The 24787-nt window shown below is 65.9% G+C and carries 24 protein-coding genes and 1 pseudogene; 15 read left to right on the top strand and 10 right to left on the bottom strand.

The window, feature by feature from the left end; translation table 11 throughout:
- Positions 1-19: 19 nt before the first annotated feature.
- From hemA to ppk2, 6 genes are all read left to right on the top strand, one after another.
- Positions 20-1318: a glutamyl-tRNA reductase gene (gene hemA / locus NMB96_RS11125; protein ID WP_255086890.1), complete on the top strand. Its 1299-nt coding sequence runs from the start codon at positions 20-22 to the stop codon at positions 1316-1318.
- The gene (prfA, locus tag NMB96_RS11120; protein WP_255086889.1) at positions 1296-2381 is read left to right on the top strand and encodes a peptide chain release factor 1; all 1086 of its coding nucleotides are present in this window, start codon (positions 1296-1298) and stop codon (positions 2379-2381) included. Before hemA ends, prfA begins: the two co-directional genes overlap by 23 nt.
- Complete coding sequence (locus NMB96_RS11115; RefSeq protein ID WP_255086888.1) at positions 2378-4084, top strand: O-linked N-acetylglucosamine transferase, SPINDLY family protein; 1707 nt, start codon at positions 2378-2380, stop codon at positions 4082-4084. Before prfA ends, NMB96_RS11115 begins: the two co-directional genes overlap by 4 nt.
- Before the next feature lie 386 nt (positions 4085-4470).
- Positions 4471-5451 carry an IS5 family transposase gene (locus NMB96_RS11110; protein WP_183086603.1) on the top strand — a complete coding sequence of 327 codons (981 nt, stop codon included), beginning with the start codon at positions 4471-4473 and terminating at the stop codon, positions 5449-5451.
- 370 nt (positions 5452-5821) lie between these two features.
- Positions 5822-6340, top strand: coding sequence for a molybdenum cofactor biosynthesis protein B (gene moaB / locus NMB96_RS11105; RefSeq protein ID WP_023902806.1), 519 nt, complete (start codon positions 5822-5824; stop codon positions 6338-6340).
- Between the two features lie 30 nt (positions 6341-6370).
- On the top strand, positions 6371-7153 hold the full coding sequence (gene ppk2 / locus NMB96_RS11100) for a polyphosphate kinase 2 (RefSeq protein WP_255086887.1): 783 nt from the start codon (positions 6371-6373) through the stop codon (positions 7151-7153).
- Here ppk2 and NMB96_RS11095 read toward each other — a convergent pair.
- The 4 genes from NMB96_RS11095 to NMB96_RS11080 form a co-directional block, all read right to left on the bottom strand.
- Positions 7135-8367, bottom strand: coding sequence for a hypothetical protein (locus tag NMB96_RS11095; RefSeq protein ID WP_255086886.1), 1233 nt, complete (start codon positions 8365-8367; stop codon positions 7135-7137). The genes ppk2 and NMB96_RS11095 overlap by 19 nt on opposite strands.
- A gap of 85 nt (positions 8368-8452) precedes the next feature.
- On the bottom strand, positions 8453-8719 hold the full coding sequence (locus NMB96_RS11090; RefSeq protein ID WP_255086885.1) for an acylphosphatase: 267 nt from the start codon (positions 8717-8719) through the stop codon (positions 8453-8455).
- Positions 8719-9330, bottom strand: coding sequence for a TlpA family protein disulfide reductase (locus NMB96_RS11085; protein WP_255086884.1), 612 nt, complete (start codon positions 9328-9330; stop codon positions 8719-8721). The genes NMB96_RS11090 and NMB96_RS11085 overlap by 1 nt, the downstream gene beginning before the upstream one ends.
- Positions 9327-10604 (bottom strand): YihY family inner membrane protein, encoded by a 1278-nt coding sequence (locus tag NMB96_RS11080; RefSeq protein WP_115039888.1) that lies wholly within the window; start codon positions 10602-10604, stop codon positions 9327-9329. Before NMB96_RS11080 ends, NMB96_RS11085 begins: the two co-directional genes overlap by 4 nt.
- 109 nt (positions 10605-10713) lie before the next feature.
- Between NMB96_RS11080 and wrbA the strand changes: the two genes are divergently transcribed.
- From wrbA to ybaK, 4 genes are all read left to right on the top strand, one after another.
- Positions 10714-11310, top strand: coding sequence for an NAD(P)H:quinone oxidoreductase (wrbA, locus tag NMB96_RS11075; RefSeq protein ID WP_229010124.1), 597 nt, complete (start codon positions 10714-10716; stop codon positions 11308-11310).
- Positions 11307-11651: a DUF2069 domain-containing protein gene (locus NMB96_RS11070; protein WP_255086883.1), complete on the top strand. Its 345-nt coding sequence runs from the start codon at positions 11307-11309 to the stop codon at positions 11649-11651. Before wrbA ends, NMB96_RS11070 begins: the two co-directional genes overlap by 4 nt.
- 155 nt (positions 11652-11806) lie before the next feature.
- Positions 11807-12292 (top strand): asparaginase domain-containing protein, encoded by a 486-nt coding sequence (locus NMB96_RS11065; RefSeq protein WP_255086882.1) that lies wholly within the window; start codon positions 11807-11809, stop codon positions 12290-12292.
- Between the two features lie 4 nt (positions 12293-12296).
- The gene (gene ybaK / locus NMB96_RS11060; protein ID WP_255086881.1) at positions 12297-12770 is read left to right on the top strand and encodes a Cys-tRNA(Pro) deacylase; all 474 of its coding nucleotides are present in this window, start codon (positions 12297-12299) and stop codon (positions 12768-12770) included.
- A gap of 200 nt (positions 12771-12970) precedes the next feature.
- Here the strand turns inward: ybaK and NMB96_RS11055 are convergent.
- From NMB96_RS11055 to sufT, 4 genes and pseudogenes are all read right to left on the bottom strand, one after another.
- Positions 12971-14296: pseudogene (locus NMB96_RS11055) on the bottom strand (S8 family peptidase); the annotation flags it as partial.
- A gap of 117 nt (positions 14297-14413) precedes the next feature.
- Positions 14414-16117, bottom strand: a complete 1704-nt coding sequence (locus NMB96_RS11050; RefSeq protein WP_255086955.1) for a S8 family peptidase — start codon at positions 16115-16117, stop codon at positions 14414-14416.
- A gap of 355 nt (positions 16118-16472) precedes the next feature.
- Positions 16473-17558 (bottom strand): branched-chain amino acid aminotransferase, encoded by a 1086-nt coding sequence (locus tag NMB96_RS11045; RefSeq protein ID WP_043888970.1) that lies wholly within the window; start codon positions 17556-17558, stop codon positions 16473-16475.
- Between the two features lie 64 nt (positions 17559-17622).
- Positions 17623-18177 (bottom strand): putative Fe-S cluster assembly protein SufT, encoded by a 555-nt coding sequence (sufT, locus tag NMB96_RS11040; protein WP_255086880.1) that lies wholly within the window; start codon positions 18175-18177, stop codon positions 17623-17625.
- Between the two features lie 195 nt (positions 18178-18372).
- Here sufT and NMB96_RS11035 point away from each other — a divergent pair, with 195 nt between their 5' ends.
- The 4 genes from NMB96_RS11035 (at position 18373) to NMB96_RS11020 (ending at position 20439) form a co-directional block, all read left to right on the top strand.
- Entirely contained in the window at positions 18373-18792 is a 420-nt protein-coding gene (locus NMB96_RS11035; protein WP_043909879.1) for a hypothetical protein, read from the top strand.
- Positions 18793-19037: 245 nt separating this feature from the next.
- Entirely contained in the window at positions 19038-19601 is a 564-nt protein-coding gene (locus tag NMB96_RS11030) for an RNA polymerase sigma factor (RefSeq protein ID WP_074058743.1), read from the top strand.
- The gene (locus NMB96_RS11025; RefSeq protein WP_006451760.1) at positions 19598-19942 is read left to right on the top strand and encodes a hypothetical protein; all 345 of its coding nucleotides are present in this window, start codon (positions 19598-19600) and stop codon (positions 19940-19942) included. The genes NMB96_RS11030 and NMB96_RS11025 overlap by 4 nt, the downstream gene beginning before the upstream one ends.
- Positions 19943-19947: 5 nt before the next feature.
- On the top strand, positions 19948-20439 hold the full coding sequence (locus NMB96_RS11020) for a DUF3106 domain-containing protein (RefSeq protein WP_205392313.1): 492 nt from the start codon (positions 19948-19950) through the stop codon (positions 20437-20439).
- Between the two features lie 126 nt (positions 20440-20565).
- Here NMB96_RS11020 and NMB96_RS11015 read toward each other — a convergent pair whose 3' ends face one another.
- The gene (locus tag NMB96_RS11015; RefSeq protein ID WP_023902788.1) at positions 20566-21165 is read right to left on the bottom strand and encodes a TetR/AcrR family transcriptional regulator; all 600 of its coding nucleotides are present in this window, start codon (positions 21163-21165) and stop codon (positions 20566-20568) included.
- A gap of 130 nt (positions 21166-21295) precedes the next feature.
- On the opposite strand from NMB96_RS11015, the gene NMB96_RS11010 reads away from it, so the two are divergent.
- Positions 21296-22162, top strand: a complete 867-nt coding sequence (locus NMB96_RS11010) for an alpha/beta hydrolase (RefSeq protein ID WP_006451763.1) — start codon at positions 21296-21298, stop codon at positions 22160-22162.
- Between the two features lie 187 nt (positions 22163-22349).
- On the opposite strand, the gene NMB96_RS11005 is transcribed toward NMB96_RS11010, so the two are convergent.
- The gene (locus NMB96_RS11005) at positions 22350-24713 is read right to left on the bottom strand and encodes a DUF1631 domain-containing protein (RefSeq protein ID WP_255086879.1); all 2364 of its coding nucleotides are present in this window, start codon (positions 24711-24713) and stop codon (positions 22350-22352) included.
- Between the last annotated feature and the right edge of the window lie 74 nt (positions 24714-24787).

Raw genomic sequence — 24787 nt, 5'->3', positions numbered from 1 at the left:
TATCGCAAGCAACTGAACAATGACGTTGTGGGTGCTCGGACTGAATCACCAGACCGCACCTGTGGACCTGCGCGAACGCGCGGCGTTCGCAGGTGAGGCGCTGCCGCGCGCGCTCGAATCCTTGCGCGCGTTGCCGCAGGTGCGCGAGGCCGCGTTGCTGTCCACCTGCAACCGCACCGAGCTGTACGCGATGGCCGACGACCCGCACAGCCTGGTGACCTGGCTGGAGACGCATGCGCCGGGCTTGAGCGGTTATCTGTATCAGCATCAGGAAGAAGCGGCGGTGCGGCATCTGTTCCGCGTCGCCACCGGGCTGGATTCGATGGTGCTGGGCGAGCCGCAGATTCTGGGTCAGGTGAAGGACGCCTGGGCGGTGGCACGTGCGCACGGTGCGCTGGGCAGCGGGCTGGACCGTCTATTTCAGCAGACCTTCTCGGTGGCCAAGCGTGCGCGCACCGATACCCGTGTCGGCGCCAATCCGGTGTCGGTGGCCTCCACTGCGGTGCGGCTGGCGCAGGAATCCTTCGCTCGGCTCAACGAATCGACCGTGCTGCTGATCGGCGCTGGCGAAACCATTGAACTGGCCGCCAAGCATCTGAGCGAAGGCCGCGTGCGCCGCTTGCTGATCGCCAACCGCACCCTTGCACATGCGCAAACGCTGGCCAGCCAGCACGGCGGCTATGCGTTGCCGCTGACCGATCTGGACCGCCATCTGGCCGAGGCCGACGTGGTGTTTTCGGCTACTGCCGCACGCGAGCCGATCGTGACCCGGATGCAGGTGGAACAGGCGCTACGCGCGCGCAAACGCAAGCCGATGCTGTTGTTCGACCTGGCAGTGCCGCGCGATATCGAGGCCTCGGTAGCCGAGCTCGGCGACGCCTACCTGTACACGGTGGACGATCTGGAACGCGCGGTCGAAGACAACCGCCGCGGCCGCCGCGAAGCCGCCGACCAGGCCGAAGCGATCATCGATCTGCAGGTCGCGCGCTATGTCGAAACGGTGCAGGCCAACGCGCGCCAGGCGCCGCTCAAACGGCTGCGCGCGTTCGGCGACAGCACCCGCGACGAATTGCTGGCCAAGGCGCGCCAACAATTGAATAACGGCAAGCCAGCCGATGAAGTCCTGGAACAACTGGCGCATGCGCTGACCAACCGTTTGCTGCATCCGCCAACTGCCGCATTACGCGATGCGGCGCTCAACAACGACCTGGAACTGACCAGCGCGGCCGACCGGCTGTTCCCGGAAAAACCCGGTTACCAACATCCCCCTGTAGCTACCCCGATCGTGAGGACTGATGACGCCGACCCTGCGCCGTAAGCTCGAAGCGCTGGCCGAGCGCCGCGAAGAACTGCAGCACCTGCTCTCCGACCCCGAGGTGGTGAGCAACAACGACAAGTTCCGCACGCTGTCGCGCGAGCTGTCGCAGCTGGAGCCGTTGGCCGTCGCCCTGGAAGACGAAGCGCGCGCAAAAGCCGATCTGAGCGCAGCCGAAGCCATGCGCAACGACCCGGAAATGCGCGAGCTGGCCGAAGAGGAAATCGCCGCCGCTCAGGGACGCCTGGAGGAGCTGGATGCGCAGCTGGCCCTGCTGCTGGTACCGCGCGACCCGCGCGACGAAGGCAATCTGTTTCTGGAAGTGCGCGCCGGCACCGGCGGCGACGAAGCGGCGATCTTTGCCGGCGATCTGTTCCGCATGTATGCCCGCTATGCCGAGCGTCAGGGCTGGAAGGTGGAAATCGAATCCGACAGCCCCGGCGAGCACGGCGGCTACAAGGAGGTGGTGGCACGGGTGGTCGGGCGCGGTGCGTATTCGCGGTTGAAGTTCGAATCCGGCACCCACCGCGTACAACGCGTGCCGGCCACCGAATCGCAGGGCCGTATCCACACCTCGGCGGCGACGGTGGCGATCATCCCCGAAGCCGACGACGTCGAAGAGATCGTGATCAATCCGGCGGATTTGAAGGTAGATACCTTTCGCTCGTCCGGCGCAGGCGGCCAGCACGTCAACAAGACCGAATCGGCGATCCGCATCACCCATGTGCCCAGCGGCGTGGTGGTGGAATGCCAGACCGAGCGCAGCCAGCACGCCAATCGCGACAAGGCGATGAAGCGCCTGAAGGCGCAACTGGTGGAAGCGGAGCGCAGCAAGGCGGCGGCCGCCGAAGCGCAGACGCGCAAATTGCAGCTAGGTAGCGGCGACCGTAGCCAACGCATCCGCACCTATAGCTTCCCGCAGGGCCGCATCACCGACCACCGCGTGGAAGGCCTCACGCTGTACGACCTGCCCAACATCATCGAAGGCGATCTGGATGCCTTGATCGCACGGCTGCTGCATGAGCATCAGGCCGACGAACTGGCGCGGTTGAGCGACAGCCCGTGAGTGCACAGGTCCCGCGCGAGCTGTTGCAGCTGCGCGAGGCGGTGCAACACCAGCCCGGTGATTTCATCGCCTGGCTGATGCTGGCCGATGCCGAACTCGGCATGGGCGCGATCGCTGCCGGCGAAGCCGCGGTGCAACGTGCAATTGCACTGCATCCGGGCCATCCGGAAGCAGTGGCGCGGCTTGGACGGGTGCGCTGGGCGCAGCAACGGCATGCAGAAGCAGCGTCGTTGTTGCAGCAGGCATCGGACCTGGTGCCACAGCATCCTGGCATCGCATTGTGGCTTGGGCATGCATTGGAAGACGCGGGCCAGGCCGAAGCTGCGGCGGCCGCGTATACGCGTGCACATCACTTGCTGCCCGACGAGCCCTACATCACTGCGCAACTGCTCAACTGGCGCCGCCGCCTGTGCGATTGGCGCGAGCTGGATGCACTGGCTGCGCAGGTACGTGCCGCCGTGGCGCAGGGCGTTGCGGCGGTGGAACCGTTCGCCTTCCTGAGCGAGGACGCCAGCGCTGCCGAACAGCTCGCGTGTGCACGAACGCGCGCGCAGACGATTGCTTCCGTCCTGCGCCCGTTCCCACCGACTGCCGTGCGCCGCCGGGGCGCGTTGCGGGTCGGCTTCGTCTCCAATGGCTTTGGTGCACATCCCACCGGCTTGCTGACAGTGGCGTTATTCGAAGCGCTGCAGCGGCGTCAGCCGAGCTTGCACCTGCATCTGTTTGCGACCAGCCATGATGACCGCAGCGAGATTCGCGCGCGCCTGGCGCAAGCCACGACCTTGCACGATGTCACCGCGCTCGGGCATCTGGCCACTGCGCAGCACATCCGCAACCAGGGCATCGATCTGTTGTTCGATCTACGCGGCTGGGGCGGCGGCGGGCGACCGGAAGTGTTCGCGCTGCGGCCAGCGCCGGTACAACTCAACTGGCTGGCGTATCCGGGCACATCCGGCGCACCGTGGATGGACTACGTGCTGGGCGATGGGTTCGCGCTGCCGCCGGCACTAGAGCCCTTTTACAGCGAGAAGGTGTTGCGCTTGCGAGGTTCATTTCAGCCATCGGACACCTCACGCGTGGTTGCCAAGCCGCCTTCGCGTACGCAGTGCGGCTTGCCCGAGCATGGCGTGGTGCTGTGCTGCTTCAACAATAGCTACAAGCTCAATCCGCGCAGCATGGCACGCATGCTGGCGGTGCTGCGCGCGGTGCCGGATAGCGTGCTGTGGCTGTTGTCCGGGCCAGGTGAGGCGGACGCGCGCTTGCGTGCGGTGGCGCAGTCGCAGGGTGTGGATGCGCAGCGGTTGGTGTTCATGCCAAAGCTGCCGCATGCGCAGTATCTGGCGCGCTACCGGCATGCGGATTTATTTTTGGATACGCATCCTTACAACGCGCATACCACTGCGTCCGATGCGTTGTGGGCGGGTTGCCCGGTATTGACGACGCCTGGGGAGACGTTTGCGGCGCGCGTAGCCGGCAGCTTGAATCATCATCTTGGGTTGGATGAGATGAATGTGGCGGACGATGCGGCGTTTGTTGCCAAGGCGGTGGCGTTGGCGAGTGATCCGGCGGCACTGGGTGCGTTGCGTGAGCGGGTGGATGTGCTGCGGCGGGAGTCCGGGGTGTTTGAGATGGATGGGTTTGCCAATGAGCTCGCGCAGTTGGTACGTGGGGTGGCGGGGCGGCATGGTTGGCTGGTTAATTAGTGGGGGCTTCTTATTTTCAAAGTAGATAGCTGTCTTCCGCCGTACCCCCACCCCAACCCCTCTCCCAGCGGGAGAGGGGCTGTAGAGCGACTCGTCAGTAAGCTACTCAAAACTTTCTTTGCTCAACACTTTCCAAGCCACGGCAAAAACGTAAGTCACAGCAATAACGCGCTGAGGCGGCAGCGTGGCCGGGGATTGGCGGAGAGCGGCACATGGATGTGCCGCGGCGGCGAGTCAGACAGGATGTCTGACCGAGCCGAGGAGCCAGTCCCCGGCCGCGCTGCCGCCCTTACCGAAGCCGGCAACTGACACGGCGCGCCTAGGGAACCTCTGAACAACGCACCACAGATACGCGACACTACCCGCCTGATGTTGAGGAGTGATCCATGCAACTGACGTTCGGTGACGCTGAGGGCCTGGGCAAGCGCAAGCAGACCCGGCGCGAGATCTTTCTGGCCGAGATGGAGCAGGTGGTTCCGTGGCAGCAACTGCTCGGTCTGATCGCGCCGCACTATCCGGTATCGGGCCGGCCAGGTCGGCAGCCGTACGCACTGGCGACGATGTTGCGGATTCATCTGCTGCAGCAGTGGTATGCGCTGAGCGATCCGGCGATGGAAGAAGCACTGCACGAGATCCCGACCTTGCGGCGGTTTGCCCAGCTCGGTGGCTTGGACAACGTTCCGGACGAGACCACGATTCTCAACTTTCGGCGCCTGCTGGAGACCCATGGCCTTGCCGCGCGGATGCTGGAAGCGGTCAACGCGCATCTGGCGCGCAAGGGCCAGAGCCTGCGGTCGGGCACGATCGTCGATGCGACGCTGATCGCGGCGCCCAGTTCGACCAAGAATGCCGACAACGCGCGCGACCCTGAGATGCATCAGACCAAGAAGGGCAATCAGTGGTATTTCGGGATGAAGGCGCACATCGGCGTGGATGAATTTTCCGGGTTGGTGCACCACGTCCATTGCACAGCCGCCAACGTCGCCGATGTCACGGTGATGCACACGTTGCTGCATGGCAAAGAAGACAGCGTGTTCGGCGATAGCGGCTACACCGGTGCGGACAAACGCGAAGAACTGCAGGCCTGCAAGGCTGCATTCTTCATCGCCGCCAGGCCCTCGACGATGCAAGCCCTCGGCAACAAACGCGAGCGTGCTCGGGAAAGACGTTGGGAACACTTCAAGGCCAGCGTGCGCGCGAAGGTGGAGCATCCATTCCGGGTGATCAAGCGCCAGTTCGGCTACACCAAGGTCCGCTATCGCGGCCTGGCCAAGAACACCGCGCAGGTGCTGACCTTGTTTGCGCTATCGAACCTGTGGATGAAGCGAAAGCAGTTACTGCCGACGATGGGGAGCGTGCGCCTGTAACCCGGGCAACACCCTGCAAACGCGCCGGAAACGGCAAAAAAATCGAGGATCTGAGCGCCGTCAGCCTGGTCGATGTGGTTAGGCTCATCCTCCGATGCCGTTGATCAGACCATCCCTAGACGTACCCTCACCCCAACCCCTCTCCCGGAGGGAGAGGGGCGTCCAACCTTGCGGCGTGGGCGCTCGGCGGCACGCACACCAGTGGCGCGCGAGCTGTGCCTTCTCGCCCCCGGGGAGAGCGGCTTATCGATTTGCCACGAACTGTCAGTTGCTAATTGCCAGTATCAGCGGATCCTCGACTGCGACTGACTTTGTGTGGCTTCACGCCGTACTGCTGTACCCGGCCTCCCAGGCTCGCTAGGCTGGCGGCATGCCTTCCAATCTCGACTTCATTCCCTTGCACCTGTGCGTGCTGACGGTGTCCGACAGCCGCAGCCTGGCCGATGACCGCTCCGGCGATTATCTGGTCGAGGCCCTCACTCACGACGGTCACCTGCTGCACGAACGCGCGTTATGCCCGGACGACCGTTACCGCATGCGCGCGATCGTCTCGAACTGGATTGCCGATGCGCAGGTCGACGGCATCCTGATCACCGGCGGCACCGGCTTCACCGGCCGTGACAGCACGCCGGAGGCGATCACACCGTTGCTGGACAAGACCATGCCCGGGTTCGGCGAATTGTTTCGCGCCATCAGCGTGGAAGAAATCGGCACCTCGTCGCTGCAGTCGCGCGCATTCGCAGGCCTGGCCAATCACAGCTTCGTGTTCTGCCTGCCCGGCTCCACCTCGGCCTGCCGCACGGCGTGGGAAAAGATCGTGCGTGCACAACTGGATGCGCGCACCAAGCCCTGCAATCTGGCGACACTGCGTCCACGTCTGGGCGAATAGCCTGCGCGCTCCATCGCTGTTGGAACGCGCATGTCGCACCTGAAACGCAAGGCCTACAAAAAACTGCTGGCACCGCTGCAGCTTGAACTGGTCAACATGGCGCGCTGGCTGCGGCATACCAACCAGCGCGCACTGGTGCTGGTGGAAGGCCGCGACACGGCCGGCAAGGGCGGTGTGATCCAGACCATCGCCAGCCACCTCAATCCGCGCCAATGCCGGGTAGTGGCGCTGCCGACACCCAACGATCGCGAAAGCACGCAGTGGTATTTTCAGCGCTATGTGGCGCATCTGCCGGCGGCCGGCGAGTTGGTGCTGATGGATCGCAGCTGGTACAACCGCGCCGGCGTGGAACGGGTGATGGGCTACTGCACAGACGCCCAATACGAGGCGTTTCTTGAACAGGCGCCGCGCTTCGAACAACTGCTGGTCGACGACGGCATTTTGCTGTTCAAGTATTGGCTGTGCGTGGATCAGGCCGAGCAGGAACAGCGCTTCGCCGAACGCCACGAAGATCCGCTCAAGGGCTGGAAGCTGTCGCCGGTGGATCTGCAGTCACGCAGCAAGTACGACGACTACACCGTTGCGCGAGAGCGCATGCTCGAAGTGACGCATACGCCGGACGCACCGTGGACGCTGGTGGAATTCAACGACCAGAAGCTGGGCCGATTGAGCCTGATCCGTGACCTGCTGGATCGGCTGCCGGACACCGCGGTGCCCGAAGAAAAAGTGCAGCTGCCGCCGTTGGACGGCAAACCGCACAAGGAACGTTATGGCGTGCTGGAACCGATCGACGATTACGCCGGCCAGTCCTGAGAGAGTTCGTCGCTGGCAGCGGTGGTCCGCGGCAACGGATACAGGCCGGTCTGACGCTCGGCCTGCTCGGCCTGCAGCACCAACTGGCTCAGGCGCTGACTGAACAGTTGCATGAAACCACGGTGCAGCGGACGCATCGCCTCGATGTAGTCGACGTCGTCGGCCTGCGCGCCGAGCGGGCTACAGGACGACAGCAGCACTTCGTCCAGGCGCAGTGCGCTGTCGGGCAGACGCACCAGCGCGGCGCGGCGCAACCAGTCGCGCATGCCCTGGCGGTACTCGGCGGCCAGGATATAAGCCACTTCGACCTGATCCAGATCCACGTCCGGATTCCACGCCAGCACCTGGATGACCTGCGAACGCTCGTCCAGCATGCGGCTTTCGGCGACCAGACCGTGCAGTTGCTGTAGCAAACGCCACTGCACGCCAGCGGCCTCGCGCTGCGGGGTCGGCATGGTCTCGATGGCCAGTGCCAGTCGGCGTGCGAACAACGCCGGCACATCGGCCAGCACGATCGGGCCGGCGTCGGCGCCGAGCAGGAAGCGCTCGGTACGCAGCGTGGCGGTATCGGGTAGATAGCCGTCCTGCAGCGGGCGGGTGACGCCGTGATCGAGCAGCGACAGCACCACATCCAGCCAGTAGCGACGCTCCTGCTGCAGCGCGCGGTTGGCGCTGGCGTTCTGCCAGGCCGGGCGCACATCGTCCAGACGGGCGATGCAGGTCTGCGCGTCCAGGTTGTCCCAGGGCGCGCGGGTGGCGTCGTTGGGATCGAAGTTTTCCACGCTGAGCATGCCGCCGCCGAACCGGTGCCAGGCCGCGCCGCGCTGGGTATCGGCCGGGTCGGGCTTGGGCGCGGAGAGCGGCGCAGCGTTAGCCGGGCGCAGCAAGGCGGCGTAGGCGTCCGTCCACGAATCGGGCAGGCGTGCAGACATGGGATAGCTGGCCGAAGACGCCTGGCCCAGGCCGTCGCGCGCCAGCCGCAGGCTCCACAGCAGCGCGCCAATCACTATGCCGCCGAAGATCCAGGCCAGCAGCCAGCTCGTCGCCGCTTGCTCGGGTTGCAGCACGCGGGTCTGCGGTTGCAGGAACAACAACCAGCCGCTGCCCAGCAGCACGCCGAGATACAACCACGGCGCGAGCTGCGTCAGTTGACGGTTGCTGCGGTGTGCAGGCGACACGTGCCTGTCATTGCGGTCTTGAGATGGAGCGGCCATACATTCCCCCTGCACGCTGTGATCGCGTTGAGAAGGTTATCGGCGAGGCCATGCAAGTCTGTTGCCCTGCTCCAACGGCGAATGCTCAGCCAGTTACAAAGTCTTCAGTCGGCGGCATCGCGCAAGGCGTGCGTATAACGGTCGCGACCTTGGCCGCTGGCGGGCCCTGCCAGAGCCAGGTTTCCAGCGCGTTCAACGCGGCATCGGTACCGGCGGCGATCACTTCCAGGCTGCCGTCCGCCTGATTGCGCGCATGTCCGCGCACGCCCAGTGCAAGCGCTCGTTCGCGGGTGGAGGCGCGGAACCACACGCCCTGCACCACCCCGGTGACGACGAAGCGCGCCGCCTGCATCAGCCGGCCTTGCCGGTGATGCCCACGGCGGTTTCGATATCGCGCGCGGTGACCGGGCCGAGGAACTGCTTGGCGACCTTGCCATCCGGGCCGATCAAATAGGTCATCGGCAAGCCGCGCGGCGTGGCGAAGTCCTGTGGCGGCTGGTAAGGGTCGAGAATGGCCACCGGATACGACACCGGGTGATCTTTCAGAAACGCCTGCATGTCGGCGCTGGTGATGTCTTCGTAGGCCAGGCCCACCACTTCGATGCTGTCGCGCATGGTGTGCAGCGCCGACAGCTCCGGCATCTCCTTCAGGCACGGTGCGCACCAGGTGGCCCAGAAATTGACCACCACCCACTTGCCGCGATGCGCAGCCAGGTCGTAGGCCTCGCCAGTGACGGTAGGCAGCGACAACTTCGGCATCTCGGCGGTCTGCTGCACCACCGAGGTATCGGGCGCAGTTGCCGGGTCTGCGGCTGCGGCCGGTTTGTCCGGCACCTGGGGGGTCGCTGCAGGCGCAGTGCCGGTGTCGGCGGCGGGGGCGCCCTCGCCGGTGGGCTTGCAGGCGGTCATCAACAACAGCGGCAACAGCAGCGCACAGGCGCCGCGCACAAGGCGCAAGGTCATGGAAGATCTCCGGGAAGATGGGTGTAGAGGTCGCCGACCGGTTGCGCCAGCACGCTGCGCAGCGGTTGACGCAATTGTTCCAGCGCAGCGGCGGCGGCCTGGCCATAGGCATCGTCGCGACACGGCAACGGGCGGTCTTCGATCGGCACGCGCAGTTGGCAGCTTTCGTAGAGTTCGGCCAGCGGCACCACGTCCAGATCGCGCGCCAGCAACCAATGCCCACGTTCGTCGCGGCGCAGCAGGCGGATGCGTTTGAGCTCGCACAGCAGCTCCTGCATCAGCGTGTCGGTGAGCATGGGTTCCAGCGCCAGGATGCGGTCTTCGTCGAGACCGTTGCCGTGGATACGCGCCTGGCGAAAACGGCCGAGCAAACGCAACAAGCCATAGATTTCAAAGCCCGGCGGCAGGCGCATGGCTTCGGGTTGATAGCGGAACGCCGCCATCGACGAGGCCAACGACGCGCCCAGCAACACCGACACCCAGCTCAGATAGATCCACAACAGCAGGATCGGCAGCGCCGACAACGCGCCGTAGATGCGTTGATAGGTCTGGAAATTGCCCAGATAAAAACCGAAGCCCCACTTGACGATCTCCATCAGGATCACCGCCAGCAGCGCGCCCGGCAGCGCATGTCGCAGGCGCACCGCATGCTGCGGTACCACACGGTAGATCAGCACGATGCAAACGAACTCCACCGCCATCGGCGCCAGCCGCCAGGCGAATTCGGCCAGCCACTGGCCTTCGGTGGTACGGAACAGCGGCAGCGCGAACACATACGCGGCCATTGCCATCGAGGCGGCGGCCAGCATCGTGCCCAGGGTCAGCACGGTCCAATAGATCAGGAAGCGCGTCACCTTCGGTCGTGCGGCGGCCACCCGCCAGATGCTGTTGAAGGTCTGCTCGATGCTGTGCAGGGTGATCAGCAACGAGGCCACCAGCGCGACCATACCGGCCACGGTGAACTTGCCCAGATCTTCCAGCGAACGGTTGAGATAGTTCTGCACCGAGCGCGCTGCGCCGGGCACGAAGTTGTTGAAGATGAAATCGGTCAGCGCGTCCTTCCACTCGTTGAAGGCCGGAAACGCCGACAGCACCCCGAATACCACGATCGCCAACGGCACCAGCGCGAATACCGTGGTGTAGGCGAGCGACGCGGCGGCCTGGAACAGGCGGTCATCGAGAAAGCGGCGCCACAGGAAACGGCCGAAACTGACCGTCCGCGCGCGGTCGCGCAGACGTTCTTTCCATTGGTGGAGTTTGTTCACACGCGACATCGCGCAAGGGTACCCGATGCGCCGTCATCGCGGCCTTGTCGCACCTGCGGCGTGCAGCCCGACCACGCCATCGCCGATACTGCGGCAACTCACAAGCGGTAGATGCGCGATGGCGGAGATTCTGGTGCTGTATTACAGCCGTGGCGGTTCGGTGGCGCGGCTGGCGCGGCAGATCGCGCGCGGCATCGGCGAAGTGCCCGGCATGAGCGCGCGGCTGCGCACGGTACCGCCGGTGGCGGCGGTCACCCAAACCAGCGCCCCGCCGGTGCCGGACGATGGCGCGCCGTATGTGGACAAGGCCGATCTGGCCGACTGCAGCGGGCTGCTGCTGGGCAGCCCGACCCGCTTCGGCAACATGGCCGCGCCAATGAAGCATTTTCTCGACAGCCTGGGCGCCGAATGGGCCAGCGGCACCCTGGCCGGCAAACCGGCAGGCGTGTTCACCTCCACCGCCTCGATGCACGGCGGCCAGGAATCCACGCTGTTGTCGATGCAGTTGCCGCTGTTGCATCACGGCTGCCTGATCGTCGGCATTCCGTTTACCGAAGCTGCGCTGAGCCACACCACCAGCGGCGGCACGCCTTATGGCGCCAGCCATGTGTCCGGCGCCGGCGGCGACCCGCAGCCCAGTGACGACGAAGCCCTGCTGGCGCGCGCGCTCGGCCGCCGGGTCGCCGATATCGCGCGGCGGCTGGCCAGCCCATGAGCCTGCGCGCCCTGCATTGGATGCTGACCGCCGCACTGCTGGCGCTGGCGGTGGTGTTCGTGGTCTGGTTTCACGACGACCGCCATCGCACCGCGGCACTGCTGGTGTTCGCGTTGCCGCCGGCGCTGATGGCCGCGCTGGCGCTGCGCAGTGCGCGCGCGCGGTTCTGGGCGGGGGTGTTCGCGCTGGGCTGGTTCAGTCACGGCGTGATGGCGGCATGGAGCCAGCCGCAAGCGCGTGGGCTGGCGTGGCTGGAATTGCTGCTGGCCCTGCTGGTGGTGGCGCTGGTCAGCGGCCCGGGCGTGGCGGCACGGTTCGGCAAGCGGCGCGCGGCGGGCTAGCCCGGCGTCCTGCAGCGCGCGCGCCGGGGTCGTATCATGGCGACCCTCGCGCGTTTTATACCGCGCCGATGCTGCGTCGCCCGCCTGCTTCATCGCAGCATGGGACGTCTCGTTTGCATCTCACACTGCATCACCCGCTTTAAGGATTCCCAGCAATGGAAGACCTCCTGATCGTCACCACCGGTGGCACGATCGACAAGATCTACTTCGACGACAAATCGGACTACCAGATCGGCGACCCGCAGATCGGCCAGATCCTCAAGGAACTGGGCGTGACCTTCCGCTTCTCGGTGATCCCGATCATCCGCAAGGATTCGCTGCACATCAACGCTGCCGACCGCGAGCTGGTGCGCGCCACCATTGCCGCCCAGCCGACGCGCCATGTGCTGATCACCCACGGCACCGATTCGATGGTGGAAACCGGCAAGGTGCTGCAATCGATCGCCGACAAGACCATCGTGATGACCGGCGCGCTCAACCCGGCGCGCTTCCGCGGCTCGGATGCCGAATTCAATATCGGCTGCGCAGTCGGCGCCGTGCAGTCGCTGCCGGCCGGCGTGTATATCACCATGAACGGGCGGATCTGGAACCCGGAAAACGTGCGCAAGAACGTCGCTGCCAATCGCTTCGAGTCGCTCTGAAGCGATGAGCAAGGCGACCCGCGCGACCGCAGCATTGGACGCAGCCGGCGTGGCCTATGTGCTGCATCCCTACGCGTACCAGGCCGATGCCGCCGCAAAGGGATTGCAAGCGGCCAACGCGCTGGGGCTGGCGCCGCATACGGTGCTGAAAACGCTGATGGCCTGGGTCGACGACCAGGCCGTGTGCGTGGTGATCCCATGCGATCGCCGGGTGTCGTTGAAGAAATTGGCCAACGCATACGGCGGCAAGTCGGCGCGCATGATGGAGGTGGCCGATGCGCAACGTCGCACCGGTTACAAGGTCGGCGGCATCAGCCCGCTCGGGCAGCAACGCCCGGCGCCTGTGCTGATCGAAGCCACCGCGCTGGATGCACCGTCGCTGTGGATCAACGCAGGGCAACGCGGTTTATTGCTGGAATTGCCGGGCGACCAGCTGTTGCACGCACTGACTGGGCGCGCCTGTCTGCTGTGCGAGTAAGCGCATACACCACGATGCCGCGCGCACCGGTCGGTACGCGCGGCCGACACTGAGAACCCAGTGCCTACCGTGTGCATCGCAGTCGACCACTGCGACCTCTGACCGACGTCGCAGCGCACGTCCACGTGCGCTGACCAGTGCTCGCGATCCAGAGGTTTCAGCATCTGCCCGGCGCGGCAACACCATCGCGCCGGGATCGCTCAATACGCCGCAGTGACGCTGACCGCAGAAAAGCCCAGCGTCGCCTTCAAGCGCACGTAATAGATGCCCGCCGCGGGCGCGGCCAGCGTGCAGCTGTCGCCATTGCCCGGCAGCATGCTGCGGCAGCTGTAGGCAGCATCGGTGGGCAGCGCGCCCGCCCGCACGGAGAGGTCGGCATTGCCGCTGCCACCGGCAAGCGTCACTTTGAGCGAGCGCGTGCCGGCCGGCACGTTGACCTGGTAATACAACGAATCGGAGAGCGCCGCGCTCAGCCCGGTGCGTGCCACATCCCTGGTCAAGGTGGTCGAATCGATCACCGCCGTCACCGCGCCATCGGCATTCACCAGCCCTGCCCCGCAGCCCTGGGTGCAGGCGACCGGCAGTGGCCGTGCGCTGCTCTTGAGCAGAGCCTTCACCGTTGCCGGGGTCAGCGGATTCAGTGCTACCGACTGCATCAACGCCACCACGCCTGCCACATGCGGCGCCGCCATCGAGGTGCCGCTGTATACCGCGTACGCCGCGTTGCCCGGTACCGTGGTGCCGGTATTGAGCGTGGACACGATCGATTGCCCGGGCGCGGCGATATCCACGCCCTTACCGAAGTTGGAGAAGCTGGCCTTGGCGCCGGACGAGGTGGTGGCCGCCACCGCGATCACGTTCGGGCAATTGGCTGGTACGCTGGTGGAGACATCCATATTGCTGTTGCCGGCGGCCACCACCACGGTGGTGCCGCGCGAAACCGCGCCGTTGATGGCGTTCTGGTAGGTGCTGGAACACGTACCGTTGCCGCCCAGCGACATGTTGATCACTTCAGCCGGATTGGCATTGGCCGGAACGCCCGAGAACATTCCGCCGGAAGCCCAGACGATCGCATCGGCGATGTCGGAGGTGGTGCCGCCACACAGGCCCAGCGCACGGATCGGCACGATGCGCGCGTTGAACGCGGTGCCGGCCACGCCGGTGCTGTTGTTGGTGACGGCGGCAATCGTGCCGGCCACGTGGGTGCCGTGCCAGCTGGAATTGGCTGCCGGCACGCCGGTCCCGCACTGATTGGCAGCGCGCCAGTCGCCCTGGTCGGCGGCATTGTTGTCACGGCCGTTGTTGTCGCGCGCCCGCGCCGCGTCGCTGATGAAGTCGTAACCCGGCAGTACGTTCGCGTTGAGATCCGGATGGCTGGTGATGCCGGTGTCGATCACTGCGACCACCACGCCGGTGCCGGTGGCGGTGTCCCAGGCCGGACGTACGTTGATGCTCGATGCGGTGGTACCGAAGCCCCACTGCTCGGATAGACGCGTGTCGTTCGGGGTCAGCGTCGGGTACATGACATCCCCTGCGCCTGCCGATATGGCAGACGTGGGCGATACATCGCTGATGGGGTACCGCGGCTACGGGGCGGCGGGCCGGCACTGCCTGACAACGGCCAGGCAGTGCCGACGCGGGCCTCAGTAACTGGCTCTCAGGGTCACACCGGAGAACGTGCTGTAAGCCTTGACGCGCACGTAGTAGGTGCCCGAGGGCGCGCTGATGGTGCAGGTCTCGGCATTGCCGCTGCGGTACGGGCGGCAGGTGTAGGTGCTGTCGGTCGGCGCACTGCCGGCACGCACGTACAGGTCCGCATCGCCGCTGCCGCCACTGATCGCCACGGTCAGCGTGCCGCTGCCGGCCGGAACCGCGATGGTGTAGTTGAGCTCCGCGCCGGTGGAAGCGCCCAGGCCGGTGACCGGGGTGCCGTTGGTCAGCGTGTTGCCGGTTCCGCCACCGCCACCACCGTTACTGCCACTGATGGCTGCCGTCACTGCGGCATCGGCATTGACGATGCCGGCACCGCAACCGCCCGAACAAGCACCAGGCAGCGCACGTGCAGTGTTCTTCAGCAAGGTCTCCACCGCTGCCGGCGTCAACGCGGTCGGCTCAACCGACTGCACCAGCGCGACTACACCGGCCACATGCGGCGCCGCCATCGAGGTGCCGTTATAAGAGGCGTAGCTGGCACTGCCCGGGGTGGTGGTACCGCTATTGAGCGTGGACAGGATCGCCTGACCCGGCCCCGACACATCGATGCCGGTACCGAAGTTGGAGAAGCTGGCCTTGGCACCGGCCGAGGTCGTGGCAGCCACCGCGATCACATTGGCGCAGTTGGCCGGCAACGAGCCGGAGACGTTGGCCGAATCGTTGCCGGCCGCCACCACCACGGTGGTGCCGCGCGAGACCGCGCCGTTGATCGCGTTCTGCAGGGTGGACGAACAGGCGCCGCCGCCGCCGAGCGACATGTTGATGACTTCGGCCGGATTGGCGTTGGCCGGAATGCCACTGACCGTGCCGCCCGAGGCCCAGACGATGCCGTCGGAGATATCCGACAACGAGCCGCCGCACTTGGCCAGTACGCGCACCGGTACCACCTTGGCGTTGAAGGCCGTGCCGGCCACGCCGGTGCTGTTGTTGGTCACCGCAGCCACCGTGCCGGCCACATGGGTCCCGTGCCAGCTGGAATTGGAGGCCGGAATGCCGGTGCCGCATTCGTTGGCGGCATACCAGTCGCCTTCGTCCGCCGGGTTGCTGTCGCGGCCATTGCCGTCACTCGCAGCGGTCGCGTCGCTGACGAAGTCGTAGCCAGGCAGGATGTTGGCGTTGAGGTCGGCATGGGTGGTGATGCCGGTATCGATCACCGCCACCACCACGCCGGTGCCGGTGGCCTTGTCCCAGGCCGGGCGGATGTTGAGGCCGGCGTTGGTGGTGCCGAAGCCCCACTGCTCGGACAGGCGGGTGTCGTTCGGGGTCAGCGTGGCATGCAGGATCTGATCGACTTCCACGCTCTGCACGTTGGGGTCGGCGGCCAGCTGGCGCATCAGGGTTTCTGCTTCCTGACGGTCCAGCGCGCGGGTGGATTGGACCAGCTCCGGTCCCAGCGCCAGGCGGCGCACCGAGTTCAAGCCCAGTGCCTTGCCGGCCTTGGCCGGAACCGCGCGTGCAGCGTCTCGCAGCGAAGTGCTCAAGGCGGTGGGGCTGGCCAGCGCGGTGCTGCCGTCCTTGTAGGTCACGATGAATTTCTGATGCGTCTGTGCGGTGGCCAGGCCATCTAAGTAAACCTCGCCTGCAAAGGCCGGCGTTGCCAGCAGCAGCGAGGTGAGTGCCGACACACCCAGGATGCGGAGCGGAGCGCATGGTGACGCAGACGAAACGTCTCGTTTATCATTGAATTCCCTTCCAGTCAAGATAACCGCCGAAGCGGTGTTTCCGGAAACGCCGCCTTGGGCGAAGATCCGGAGTCCCGGATCACCCCTGTTATCGATCCGTTCAGCGAACCTATACCAACTAAACCGGACTGGACAATACGCAGTTGGTAATTTCATTAATCAAATTACGTTTATGTGACATTAACCACAGGTAATTCATGCTGAATTCGACCCGATTCCTGTCGAAATCCTCCCTTTTGTTGTCTCGCAAACAAAAAAAGGGCCCCCGCACTGACATGCGGGGGCCCTTTTTGACAAATGTGTCGGCTTACGACAAACGCACCAACCACCCATGGCGGTCAGGGATACGCCCGTACTGGATATCGGTGAGTTCCTGGCGCAGCGACATGGTCACCTCGCCGGCTGGCGCGGACAGATCGCCGACCGCAAAGCCATCGCCCTTCAGCTCGCCGATCGGGGTGACCACCGCCGCAGTGCCGCAGGCAAACACCTCGGTGATGTCGCCCGACGCTACGCCCTGCTTCCATTCGTCGATGGCGACCTTGCGCTCGATCACCTGCATGCCGCGGTCGCGGGCCAGTTGCAGGATGCTGTCGCGGGTGATGCCTTCCAGAATGCTGCCGGACAATTCCGGCGTCACCAACGTGCCGTCCTTGTAGACCAGGAACACGTTCATGCCACCCAGTTCTTCGATGTATTTGCCTTCCACCGGGTCCAGGAACAGCACCTGCGAGCAGCCCTGCGCATAGGCTTTCTGCTGCGGCAGCAGCGAGGCGGCGTAGTTGCCGCCGCACTTGGCCGCACCGGTGCCGCCCTTGGCCGCACGCGCGTACTCGGTGGACAACCAGATCGACACCGGCGCCACGCCCTTGGCGAAATACGGGCCGGCGGGACTTGCGATGACGTAGTACGAGGCCTTGTGCGCCGCACGCACGCCCAGGAACGCCTCGTCGGCGATCATGAACGGGCGGAAATACAGGCTGGTTTCCGGCGCCGAGGGGACCCAGCTGGCATCCACCGCCACCAGCTGGCGCAGCGATTCGACAAACAGGTCGACCGGCAGTTCCGGCAGCGCCAGCCGGCGCGCCGAGCGCTGCAGGCGTTCGCCATTGGACTGCGGACGGAAGGTCCAGATCGAGCCGTCGGCATGCCGGTAGGCCTTGATGCCTTCGAAGATTTCCTGGCCGTAATGCAGCACCGAGGCGGCCGGATCCAGCTGCAGCGGGCCATACGCGCGCACCTGCGCGTCGTGCCAACCGAGCTCGTTGGTCCAGGAAATGGCGACCATGTGGTCGGTGAAGTGCAGCCCGAAGCCGGGCGCGGCCAGGATCACGGACAGCTCGTCGGCACTGCGCGGCGACGGGGAACGGGTGGAAGCGAAGGACACGGACACCGGAAGTTTCCTGTATGGCGGGCGAAAGGACGCGGCGCCACCTCTTCGACATGGCGCCTGACGATCAGAGCATGCCGGTCTCGAGACGGGCCGCTTCGGACATCATATGCCGGCCCCACGGCGGGTCGAAGACCAGCTCGACATCGGCCTCGGCGATGGTCGGAATCATCTCGACCTTGCTGCGCACGTCGTCGACCAGGATCTCGCCCATGCCGCAACCGGGCGCGGTGAGGGTCATCTTGACGTCGACCCGGCGCTGATCGTCTTCTTCGCGATGGCTGATCACCGCCTCGTAGACCAGGCCCAGATCGACGATATTGAACGGGATTTCCGGGTCGAAGCAGGTGCGCAGCTGCTGCCACACCAGCGCTTCCACCTCTTCATCGCTGGCATTGGCGGGCAATTCCAGCCCCGGCGGGGCCTCCTTGCCGATCGCATCGCCATCCTTGCCGGCAATGCGAAACATGTTGCCTTCGACAAAGACGGTATAGCTGCCGCCCAGCGCCTGGGTGATATAGCCGTAACTGCCTGCGGGCAGGGTCACCGAATCGCCCTGCGGCACCATGACGGCATCGCAATCGCGTTCGAACTGGACGGGTTCGCTGCTACGGGAATACATGGGCTGGATATGGGGCCGCGGCGGATGCGCGCAAGTCGGCCATTCTAGCCGACCACGGCGATGCCGCTGCCGGTCGTGCCGCCGACGCTGCATTCCATCTGAAACACAGTCATCTGCAGCCATCGTGGCTCACACCGGCAGTGCAGCGCAAAACGCGCCACGCGCTCTATCATGTGCGCACTGTCAGGAGCTCCAATGCCGCCCACCACCGCGTCCGCCAGAACCGCCCACTGGCTCTGGCCCCCGCTCCTGCTGCTGGGATGCGTCACCGCCCTCATCGCCTGGATGCTCATCGCCCTTGCGCTTGGTCATCAGGCCGGCTGGATGGCGCTGCTGGTCGCGCTGGAAGTGGCCTGGATGCTGCGCCTGGGCACGTTGCGCGCCGGCAGTGTGCGCATCGGCATTACCTTGGTGGCCACGGTCCTGGTGATCGTCGGTGCCAACTGGGGCATTGCGTCCGCACAGCTTGGCGGCTCGCTGGGACTGGACCCATGGACCTCGGCGCAGAAGATGGGCGCCGGCCTGGCCTGGACCTTGTTGCAGCTGGCCAATAGCGGTTTCGACCTGGCCTGTTATCTCGCGGCGCTGGTGCTGGGGTGGTGGGCGGCGCGCTGAGCAGCTGAGATCAGTTGGTCTTGACTGCCGGATCGACGGCAGCGATCGCCAGCGGCGACGGGGCGGCCGATCTTCGCCCGTGCCGCCACCGCCGGTGAAAGACAGCACACGGCTGATCGCCTCTGCGCATCGTCTGGAGCACGGCGTGCGCACGGCCGCCCATCCGCGCGGCGACAGCGCGCAGGCGTGTCAACCGAATCCACCCCCGTCCGTTGACGTTGTATCGTCTCCGCGGAAGCTACGCTGTGCTGGTGGGAACCCCTTTCGATCCGCAGCTCTCTCCACCGGCCGTCACTGCGCCCGTGTCGCTGGATGCCTTTCTGGCCGGCATCGGTCCGCGTGCGTTCCGTTTTGCCGAGGCCGGCCTGCGTCACCGCGAAGACGCGCTGGATGCGGTGCAGGACGCCATGGTGAAGCTGCTTGGTTACCGCGAGCGCCCGGCCGCCGAATGGACGCCGCTGTTCTGGAGCATCCTGCGTAGCCGCATCATCGACCTGCAGCGGCGGCGTACCTTCCGCCTGAAATTCTGGGCGCCGGCCGAACGTTCCGACGACGAAGGCACCATCGACTGGGCCGACCCCGGCACCGGTCCGGTCGACCAACAGCAACACCAGCAGGCCTACCAGCGCCTGGTCGAGGCCCTGCGCAGCCTGCCGGCGCGCCAGCGCGAAGCGTTCACGCTGCGCGTGCTGGAAGAGCTGGACGTGGCCACCACCGCCAAGGCGATGGGCTGCTCCGAAGGCTCGGTCAAAACCCATCTGTCGCGTGCGCGCGACGCGTTGCAAAAACAGTTCGAGGATTTCCTGTGAACCGCTCCCACGATCCGGCCCGGTTCGACGCGCAACTACGTCAACTGCACACCGCCGCGCTCACCAGCCTGCCGCCGCAGACGCTTGCACGCCTGCGCCAGGCACGTCACGCAACTGCGCCCTCGCGCAACCGTCGCGGTTACTGGTTATTGGCGACCGCGTGTTCGGGGTTGCTGGCGATCGGCATCGGCCTGCAACTGCGGCCGGGCGAATCGGCACCCTCAGGCACCGCCGGGACCCAGGCGATCGCCAGCACCACCACCGATACCGACGACATGCTGACCCAGAACCCCGACCTGTACGTCTGGCTCGGGTCCGACACCGCCTTGGCCATGGAATAAGCACGATGACCCGCACCACCCGCCTGCTATTGACCCTGCTGCTGTGCGCCGGGCCCTGCGCGTCGCTGTTGGCCCAGGCACCTCCGCCGGGCCCGCCGGGGCCGCCACCCTCCGATGGCCCCGGCCCGCGTGGTCCGGGACCGCGCGAGGCGGAGACGCCGATGCCCGAGTGGGAAAAACTGACCCAACAGCAGCGCCAGGTGCTGATCGATGCGCTGCGCGAACGCTGGAACGAGGTGCCCGAAGAGCGCCCGCGCATGTATCGCCACGCACGCCGCTGGCTGGACATGACCCCCGAACAGCGCAAGCAGGCCAAGGCCGGCATGGACCGCTTCCGCAACATGAGTCCCGAGCAGCGCCGCGAAGCCAAGGCCTTGTTCGAACGCATGCGCACGCTCAACCAGCAAGAACGCAACGCGCTGCAACAACGCTGGCAGAAGATGAGCCCGGCCGAACGCAGCGCCTGGCTGCGCGAGCATCCGCCGGTAGACGATTGAGCGACAGCTGACGATTGAGTGATATCGCAGGCGATCCCGCGCGCCGTCGTGTGGGCTGATTCACGTGCCGGGCAGTCAAGCGGATCAGCGATGCGATCGGGTCATGAGAGCGCCAATCGCGCGCAATCAGGGCATCAGCACCGCTTGCAGCAGCGGCGCCAACACCTGTTCGGGCGCAAATGCGAGCAGCCCGGCGTGCTTGCGGTCGATCGCCAGCGAGGCATACCCATGCACCGTGCTCCAGGCCAGCAGCGTGCGTTGCTCAAGCACTTCCGCACTCGGGGCGCTGCCGTGCCGCGCGATCCACTGCATCCGCAGCGTCTCGCGCAGGCAGGCCATCGCCGCTTCACTGGCATGCAACAGTCTGGGCAAGCTGCGCGAGCGCAGATCCAGCCCCAGCATCAGCCGGAAGTGCTGCGGAAACGCGCTGGCGAAGCGGATATAGCCCAGCCCGCATCCCAATAGCGGATCGGCCAGTTCCTGCTGGGTCGCGAGGATCTGATCGAGCATGCGCTCGTAGCCATCGGCGGCCAGTTCCGACAGCAGCCCGTCGAGCGAGCCGAAATGATGCGCCGGCGCGGCATGCGAGACACCGGCGCGGCGCGCGCACTCGCGCAGGGTCAACCCGCGCGCACCGGCCTCGCCCAACAGTTCCCACCCTGCGCGCCGCAACGCAGCCGGCAGATCGCCATGGTGATACGCAGCAGGCACGGATGATTGCGACATGGGCAACTTCGTTTGCAGAGACCTCAGTGGAGCAGATCATCTTGACGCTGACAAGATGGACTAGGCAGACTCATGTATATCTTGTCGACGACAAGATGCATACGACGTCGCCCACTCCAAGGATCTCGCCATGTCCTCGTCCATCGCCAAATTGCGTGCGCGCCTGCTGCGCGGCGTGCTGGCCAGCGCCAGTCGGCTGGCCCCCGGCCCGACCGGTCGGTTTCTGGCTCGCCGCTTCGTGACCCCGGCAGCGGCCGGCCGCCGGCAGGCCGCCGGACTCGCCGCTCAGTTGCCCGATGCGCATCGCCAGAATCTGCGCATCGATGGCGTCGACATTGCCGTTTACCGGTGGGGCGACCCGGCGCAGCAGCCGTATGTGCTGCTGTCGCATGGCTGGGCCAGTTACGGGCTGCGCTTTGCGGCATGGGTGCCGCAGCTGCGGGCGCTCGGCTATGCGGTGGTGGCGTTCGATCAGGCCGCACATGGCTTGAGCGGCGGCAGGATCAGCAACATGCCGCATTTCGTGCGGATTTTGCGCGACATCGGCGGCCGCCACGGTCGCCCGGCCGTCTTGATCGGCCATTCCCTCGGCGCGGCAGCGGCGGTCTTTGCCGATGACCCCGCGTGGCGGCCGGCACGCTATGTCTTGATCGCCCCGCTGCTGGCACCGGCGCAGAGTGCGCAGCGCCAGTTCCGCGCATTCGGCATCGCACCCGGCACGTTCGCACCGTTTGAAAATTGGTTGCATCAGCTGACCGGGAAGCGCTTCGCCGATTTCGACGCAACGCCGCGCCTGCCGCACTTCGGTGACCGCCCGGCGCTGATCATTCACGACCGCCGCGACCGCGAAACCCCCTGGGAAGAAGGCGCACGTTTTGCGGCGCTCTGGCCGGGCGCGCAACTGGTCAGTACCGAAGGACTGGGCCACAACCGTATGGTCGACCACGCTTCGGTGATCGATCAGGCGTTGCAGTTCATCGGCCCGGCATCGCCCTGATCCAGACCGCAAGGGCACGCACATCGCGAGCGTGCCGAGCCTGTTTGAATTGGCTGAACCACCTGGCGATCGGTCGCCAGGCGGATGCGGATGGAACGCTTGGAACCGCCGCGTACGGGCGGCCTTGCCGCATCGCGTAATGGCCGCGCACACCTGGCGGCGCGCGCAGGTGCCTTGATCGCGGCTCTCAGTGCACAGTGCCGTTATGCAGCGGATCCAGGCGGTCGATTACGCCCTGCATCGCGCTGTCGAAGGCGCCGTCGTTGATATGTTCGCGTAGGCGGCCCAGCCGCACCATCACCGCCAGTTCTTCCGGCGAGGCGACGCAAAAACGCACGCCGCGGCGGTTGACGAACAGCAGGCGTTGCGAGATCGGACTCACCCAGGACAGCTTGCCGGCCTGCACCTTGCCGTCCTTGTCGACGAAGTCCAGCCAGGTGCCGATATCCATCGCGCGAAAACGCGTGGCGTCGGCGCTGTCGATGCTCTGCGCCACCGCTTCGGCGCCCAGCACCACATTGATGCTTTCGGCGGCCGGCGGCGGCAGGTTGACCTGCGGCAAGTCGGGCAGCGACTTTTCCAGCTCAGGGCGCGCTTCGGCGATCGCCTGCAAGGTGTCGTGCAGCGCACCGATCGCCACCACCACCGCATCGCCATGCAGGCCGATGCTGGCGAACACGCGATACAGCGCCGGCTGCCAGACCTGCAGCCACGGCTTGCCGACGATATGGCGACGCGCCTCGGCCAGTTCTTCCAGCACGCCATCGGCCAGCGCCAGCGCTTCGACGGTGCCGGGACCCTCGTCGCCGTCGCGCAGGATCGCCATGGTCAGATGATGCAGCCAGGGCTGGCGCAGGAAATCTTCCACCGCCTTGGGCAATGGCGCGCCGGCCAGCACGCGTTGCTCCAGTTCGAACAACGCGCGGCTGCGTGCCAGTTCGAGTTTCTCCTGGCCACGCTGGGTTTCGGTGGCACGACGCTCGGCGATCTCCACCCGGCGCCGGTGCTGCGACAGGAAGTCGCGGAATTCTTCTTCCAGGGTCTGAAAGATCGCCAGGTTCTCGTTGAATTCGGCGACCAGGCGGTCGACGATTTCCTCGACCTTGCCCATCAGCACGCGTTCGGCCGCGCTGTCGCCGTTATTGCCTTCGCAGGCCTCGGCCAGCGAGTTGAGCAGGCGCCGCGCGGGATGGGTCTTCTGCACGAACATCTTGCGATCCAGCAGCGCGACCTTGACGAACGGCACCACCAGCCGGCCGATCATCTCGCGCGAGCGATTTTCCAGATCGCGCTCGTCCAGCATCACATCGAACAGCATGCCGACCAGATCGATCGCATCTTCGTCCATCGGGTCGAGTTTTGCGGTGGCCGGGTCCACGCCCAGGCGCGTGGCGCTGGACAGCACTTCGTTCTTCAATCGCTGCGCCAGCGATTCGTTGTCATCGCCCATGGACGCGCCCAGCGTCCCGCTCGGCGTGGCCTGCAGCAGCGATAGCACCGACATCATTTCGCGCTGGCTCAGGGGGCGTTGCTGGCCCACCGCCACCGTTGCCGCAGACGCGGCGCTGTCGCGCACGCTGCGCGTCTGCTGCAGCAGTTCGTGCAGCGCTTCAAGCAGCATGCCCTGGCTACCGCCGGGATGATCGCTGTCGCCGTCCATCCCACCTGCGCTGCTGCCGTCATCGGTATGACCGCGCTGGGTGGCAGCCTGCATGCGGCCGCGGCTATGCGCCCAACGGTCCAGAAAACGGTTGGCCCAGGCCGGTGCGTATTGGTCGTTCTGATCGTCGCCGCCCATCTCGGCAGCCGCGCCCTGCCCCTGGCCATCGGGCCGCGCGCGCTCTTCGGGCGTCTCGCCGCGCGGCTGCGCGCGGGGCGGCTGACGCTTGGGTGGCGACATTTCCGGCATGACGCCGGCCTTGAGCAGGGTTTCGTCCAGGCGCGCGTACAACTTGCCGATCGGCTCGGCCAGGTCGCGCTCGCAGAGCTTGATCAGCACCAGGCGCACTTCCGGCGCCAGGTCGCAGATGGCGAAGGCTTCGTGGATGGCCACGCCCAGGTGTTCCGGGCCGATCGGGTTGGTATCGGCCACCAGTTCCAGGCCGCCGGCGATCCAGCCCAGGCGACGGTCCACCCGCGCCAGGACCTGTTTGAAGTCGCGCAGCAGCACGGTGGCCAGATTGCGCACTGCCAGCCGCGATTCCAGCACATGTTCGGGCACCAGGCTCAGCGGACCGGTGCCGATTTCGCCAGCCAGCACCACTTCGGCCGACAGCGGCATGCCCAGTACCAGCGCCTGCCAGCCGTCTTCGAGCTGTTGGCGGAAGCGGTCGGCCACGTCGTCGCGTTTGCGACGCAGCTCGCGCATGCCATCGAGAAACAGCAACTGCGAGGTGCCCGCAGATTCGGCGCGATCGAACAGCACATCGTCGAAATGTGCGACTGCAGCGGCAAATACCTGCGCAATTGCCGGCACGAACGCGGCATGCGCCTGTTCAAGCAAGCGTTGGTCACGGCCCGGGTGTCCCGACGGACTGGGCTGAAAAGTCATGCGCAAAGGCTCCCCGCCCCTGCAGGCGTGAAAATATTCAAACAAGAAAAAACGGACGCGGCCCCAAATTCCGC

Origin of the sequence: Xanthomonas hortorum (assembly GCF_024339125.1) — a bacterium.
Lineage (GTDB): Bacteria > Pseudomonadota > Gammaproteobacteria > Xanthomonadales > Xanthomonadaceae > Xanthomonas > Xanthomonas hortorum.
This window is presented reverse-complemented; position numbering and strand designations above follow the sequence as displayed.

Bases quoted from the DNA above. Each gene is read 5' to 3' on its own strand.
- hemA (WP_255086890.1), top strand. From the start codon at position 20: ATGACGTTGTGGGTGCTCGGACTGAATCACCAGACCGCACCTGTGGAC.
- prfA (WP_255086889.1), top strand. From the start codon at position 1,296: ATGACGCCGACCCTGCGCCGTAAGCTCGAAGCGCTGGCCGAGCGCCGC.
- NMB96_RS11110 (WP_183086603.1), top strand. From the start codon at position 4,471: ATGCAACTGACGTTCGGTGACGCTGAGGGCCTGGGCAAGCGCAAGCAG.
- moaB (WP_023902806.1), top strand. From the start codon at position 5,822: ATGCCTTCCAATCTCGACTTCATTCCCTTGCACCTGTGCGTGCTGACG.
- ppk2 (WP_255086887.1), top strand. From the start codon at position 6,371: ATGTCGCACCTGAAACGCAAGGCCTACAAAAAACTGCTGGCACCGCTG.
- NMB96_RS11095 (WP_255086886.1), bottom strand. From the start codon at position 8,367: ATGGCCGCTCCATCTCAAGACCGCAATGACAGGCACGTGTCGCCTGCA.
- NMB96_RS11090 (WP_255086885.1), bottom strand. From the start codon at position 8,719: ATGCAGGCGGCGCGCTTCGTCGTCACCGGGGTGGTGCAGGGCGTGTGG.
- NMB96_RS11085 (WP_255086884.1), bottom strand. From the start codon at position 9,330: ATGACCTTGCGCCTTGTGCGCGGCGCCTGTGCGCTGCTGTTGCCGCTG.
- NMB96_RS11080 (WP_115039888.1), bottom strand. From the start codon at position 10,604: ATGTCGCGTGTGAACAAACTCCACCAATGGAAAGAACGTCTGCGCGAC.
- wrbA (WP_229010124.1), top strand. From the start codon at position 10,714: ATGGCGGAGATTCTGGTGCTGTATTACAGCCGTGGCGGTTCGGTGGCG.
- NMB96_RS11070 (WP_255086883.1), top strand. From the start codon at position 11,307: ATGAGCCTGCGCGCCCTGCATTGGATGCTGACCGCCGCACTGCTGGCG.
- NMB96_RS11065 (WP_255086882.1), top strand. From the start codon at position 11,807: ATGGAAGACCTCCTGATCGTCACCACCGGTGGCACGATCGACAAGATC.
- ybaK (WP_255086881.1), top strand. From the start codon at position 12,297: ATGAGCAAGGCGACCCGCGCGACCGCAGCATTGGACGCAGCCGGCGTG.
- sufT (WP_255086880.1), bottom strand. From the start codon at position 18,177: ATGTATTCCCGTAGCAGCGAACCCGTCCAGTTCGAACGCGATTGCGAT.
- NMB96_RS11035 (WP_043909879.1), top strand. From the start codon at position 18,373: ATGCCGCCCACCACCGCGTCCGCCAGAACCGCCCACTGGCTCTGGCCC.
- NMB96_RS11020 (WP_205392313.1), top strand. From the start codon at position 19,948: ATGACCCGCACCACCCGCCTGCTATTGACCCTGCTGCTGTGCGCCGGG.
- NMB96_RS11015 (WP_023902788.1), bottom strand. From the start codon at position 21,165: ATGTCGCAATCATCCGTGCCTGCTGCGTATCACCATGGCGATCTGCCG.
- NMB96_RS11010 (WP_006451763.1), top strand. From the start codon at position 21,296: ATGTCCTCGTCCATCGCCAAATTGCGTGCGCGCCTGCTGCGCGGCGTG.
- NMB96_RS11005 (WP_255086879.1), bottom strand. From the start codon at position 24,713: ATGACTTTTCAGCCCAGTCCGTCGGGACACCCGGGCCGTGACCAACGC.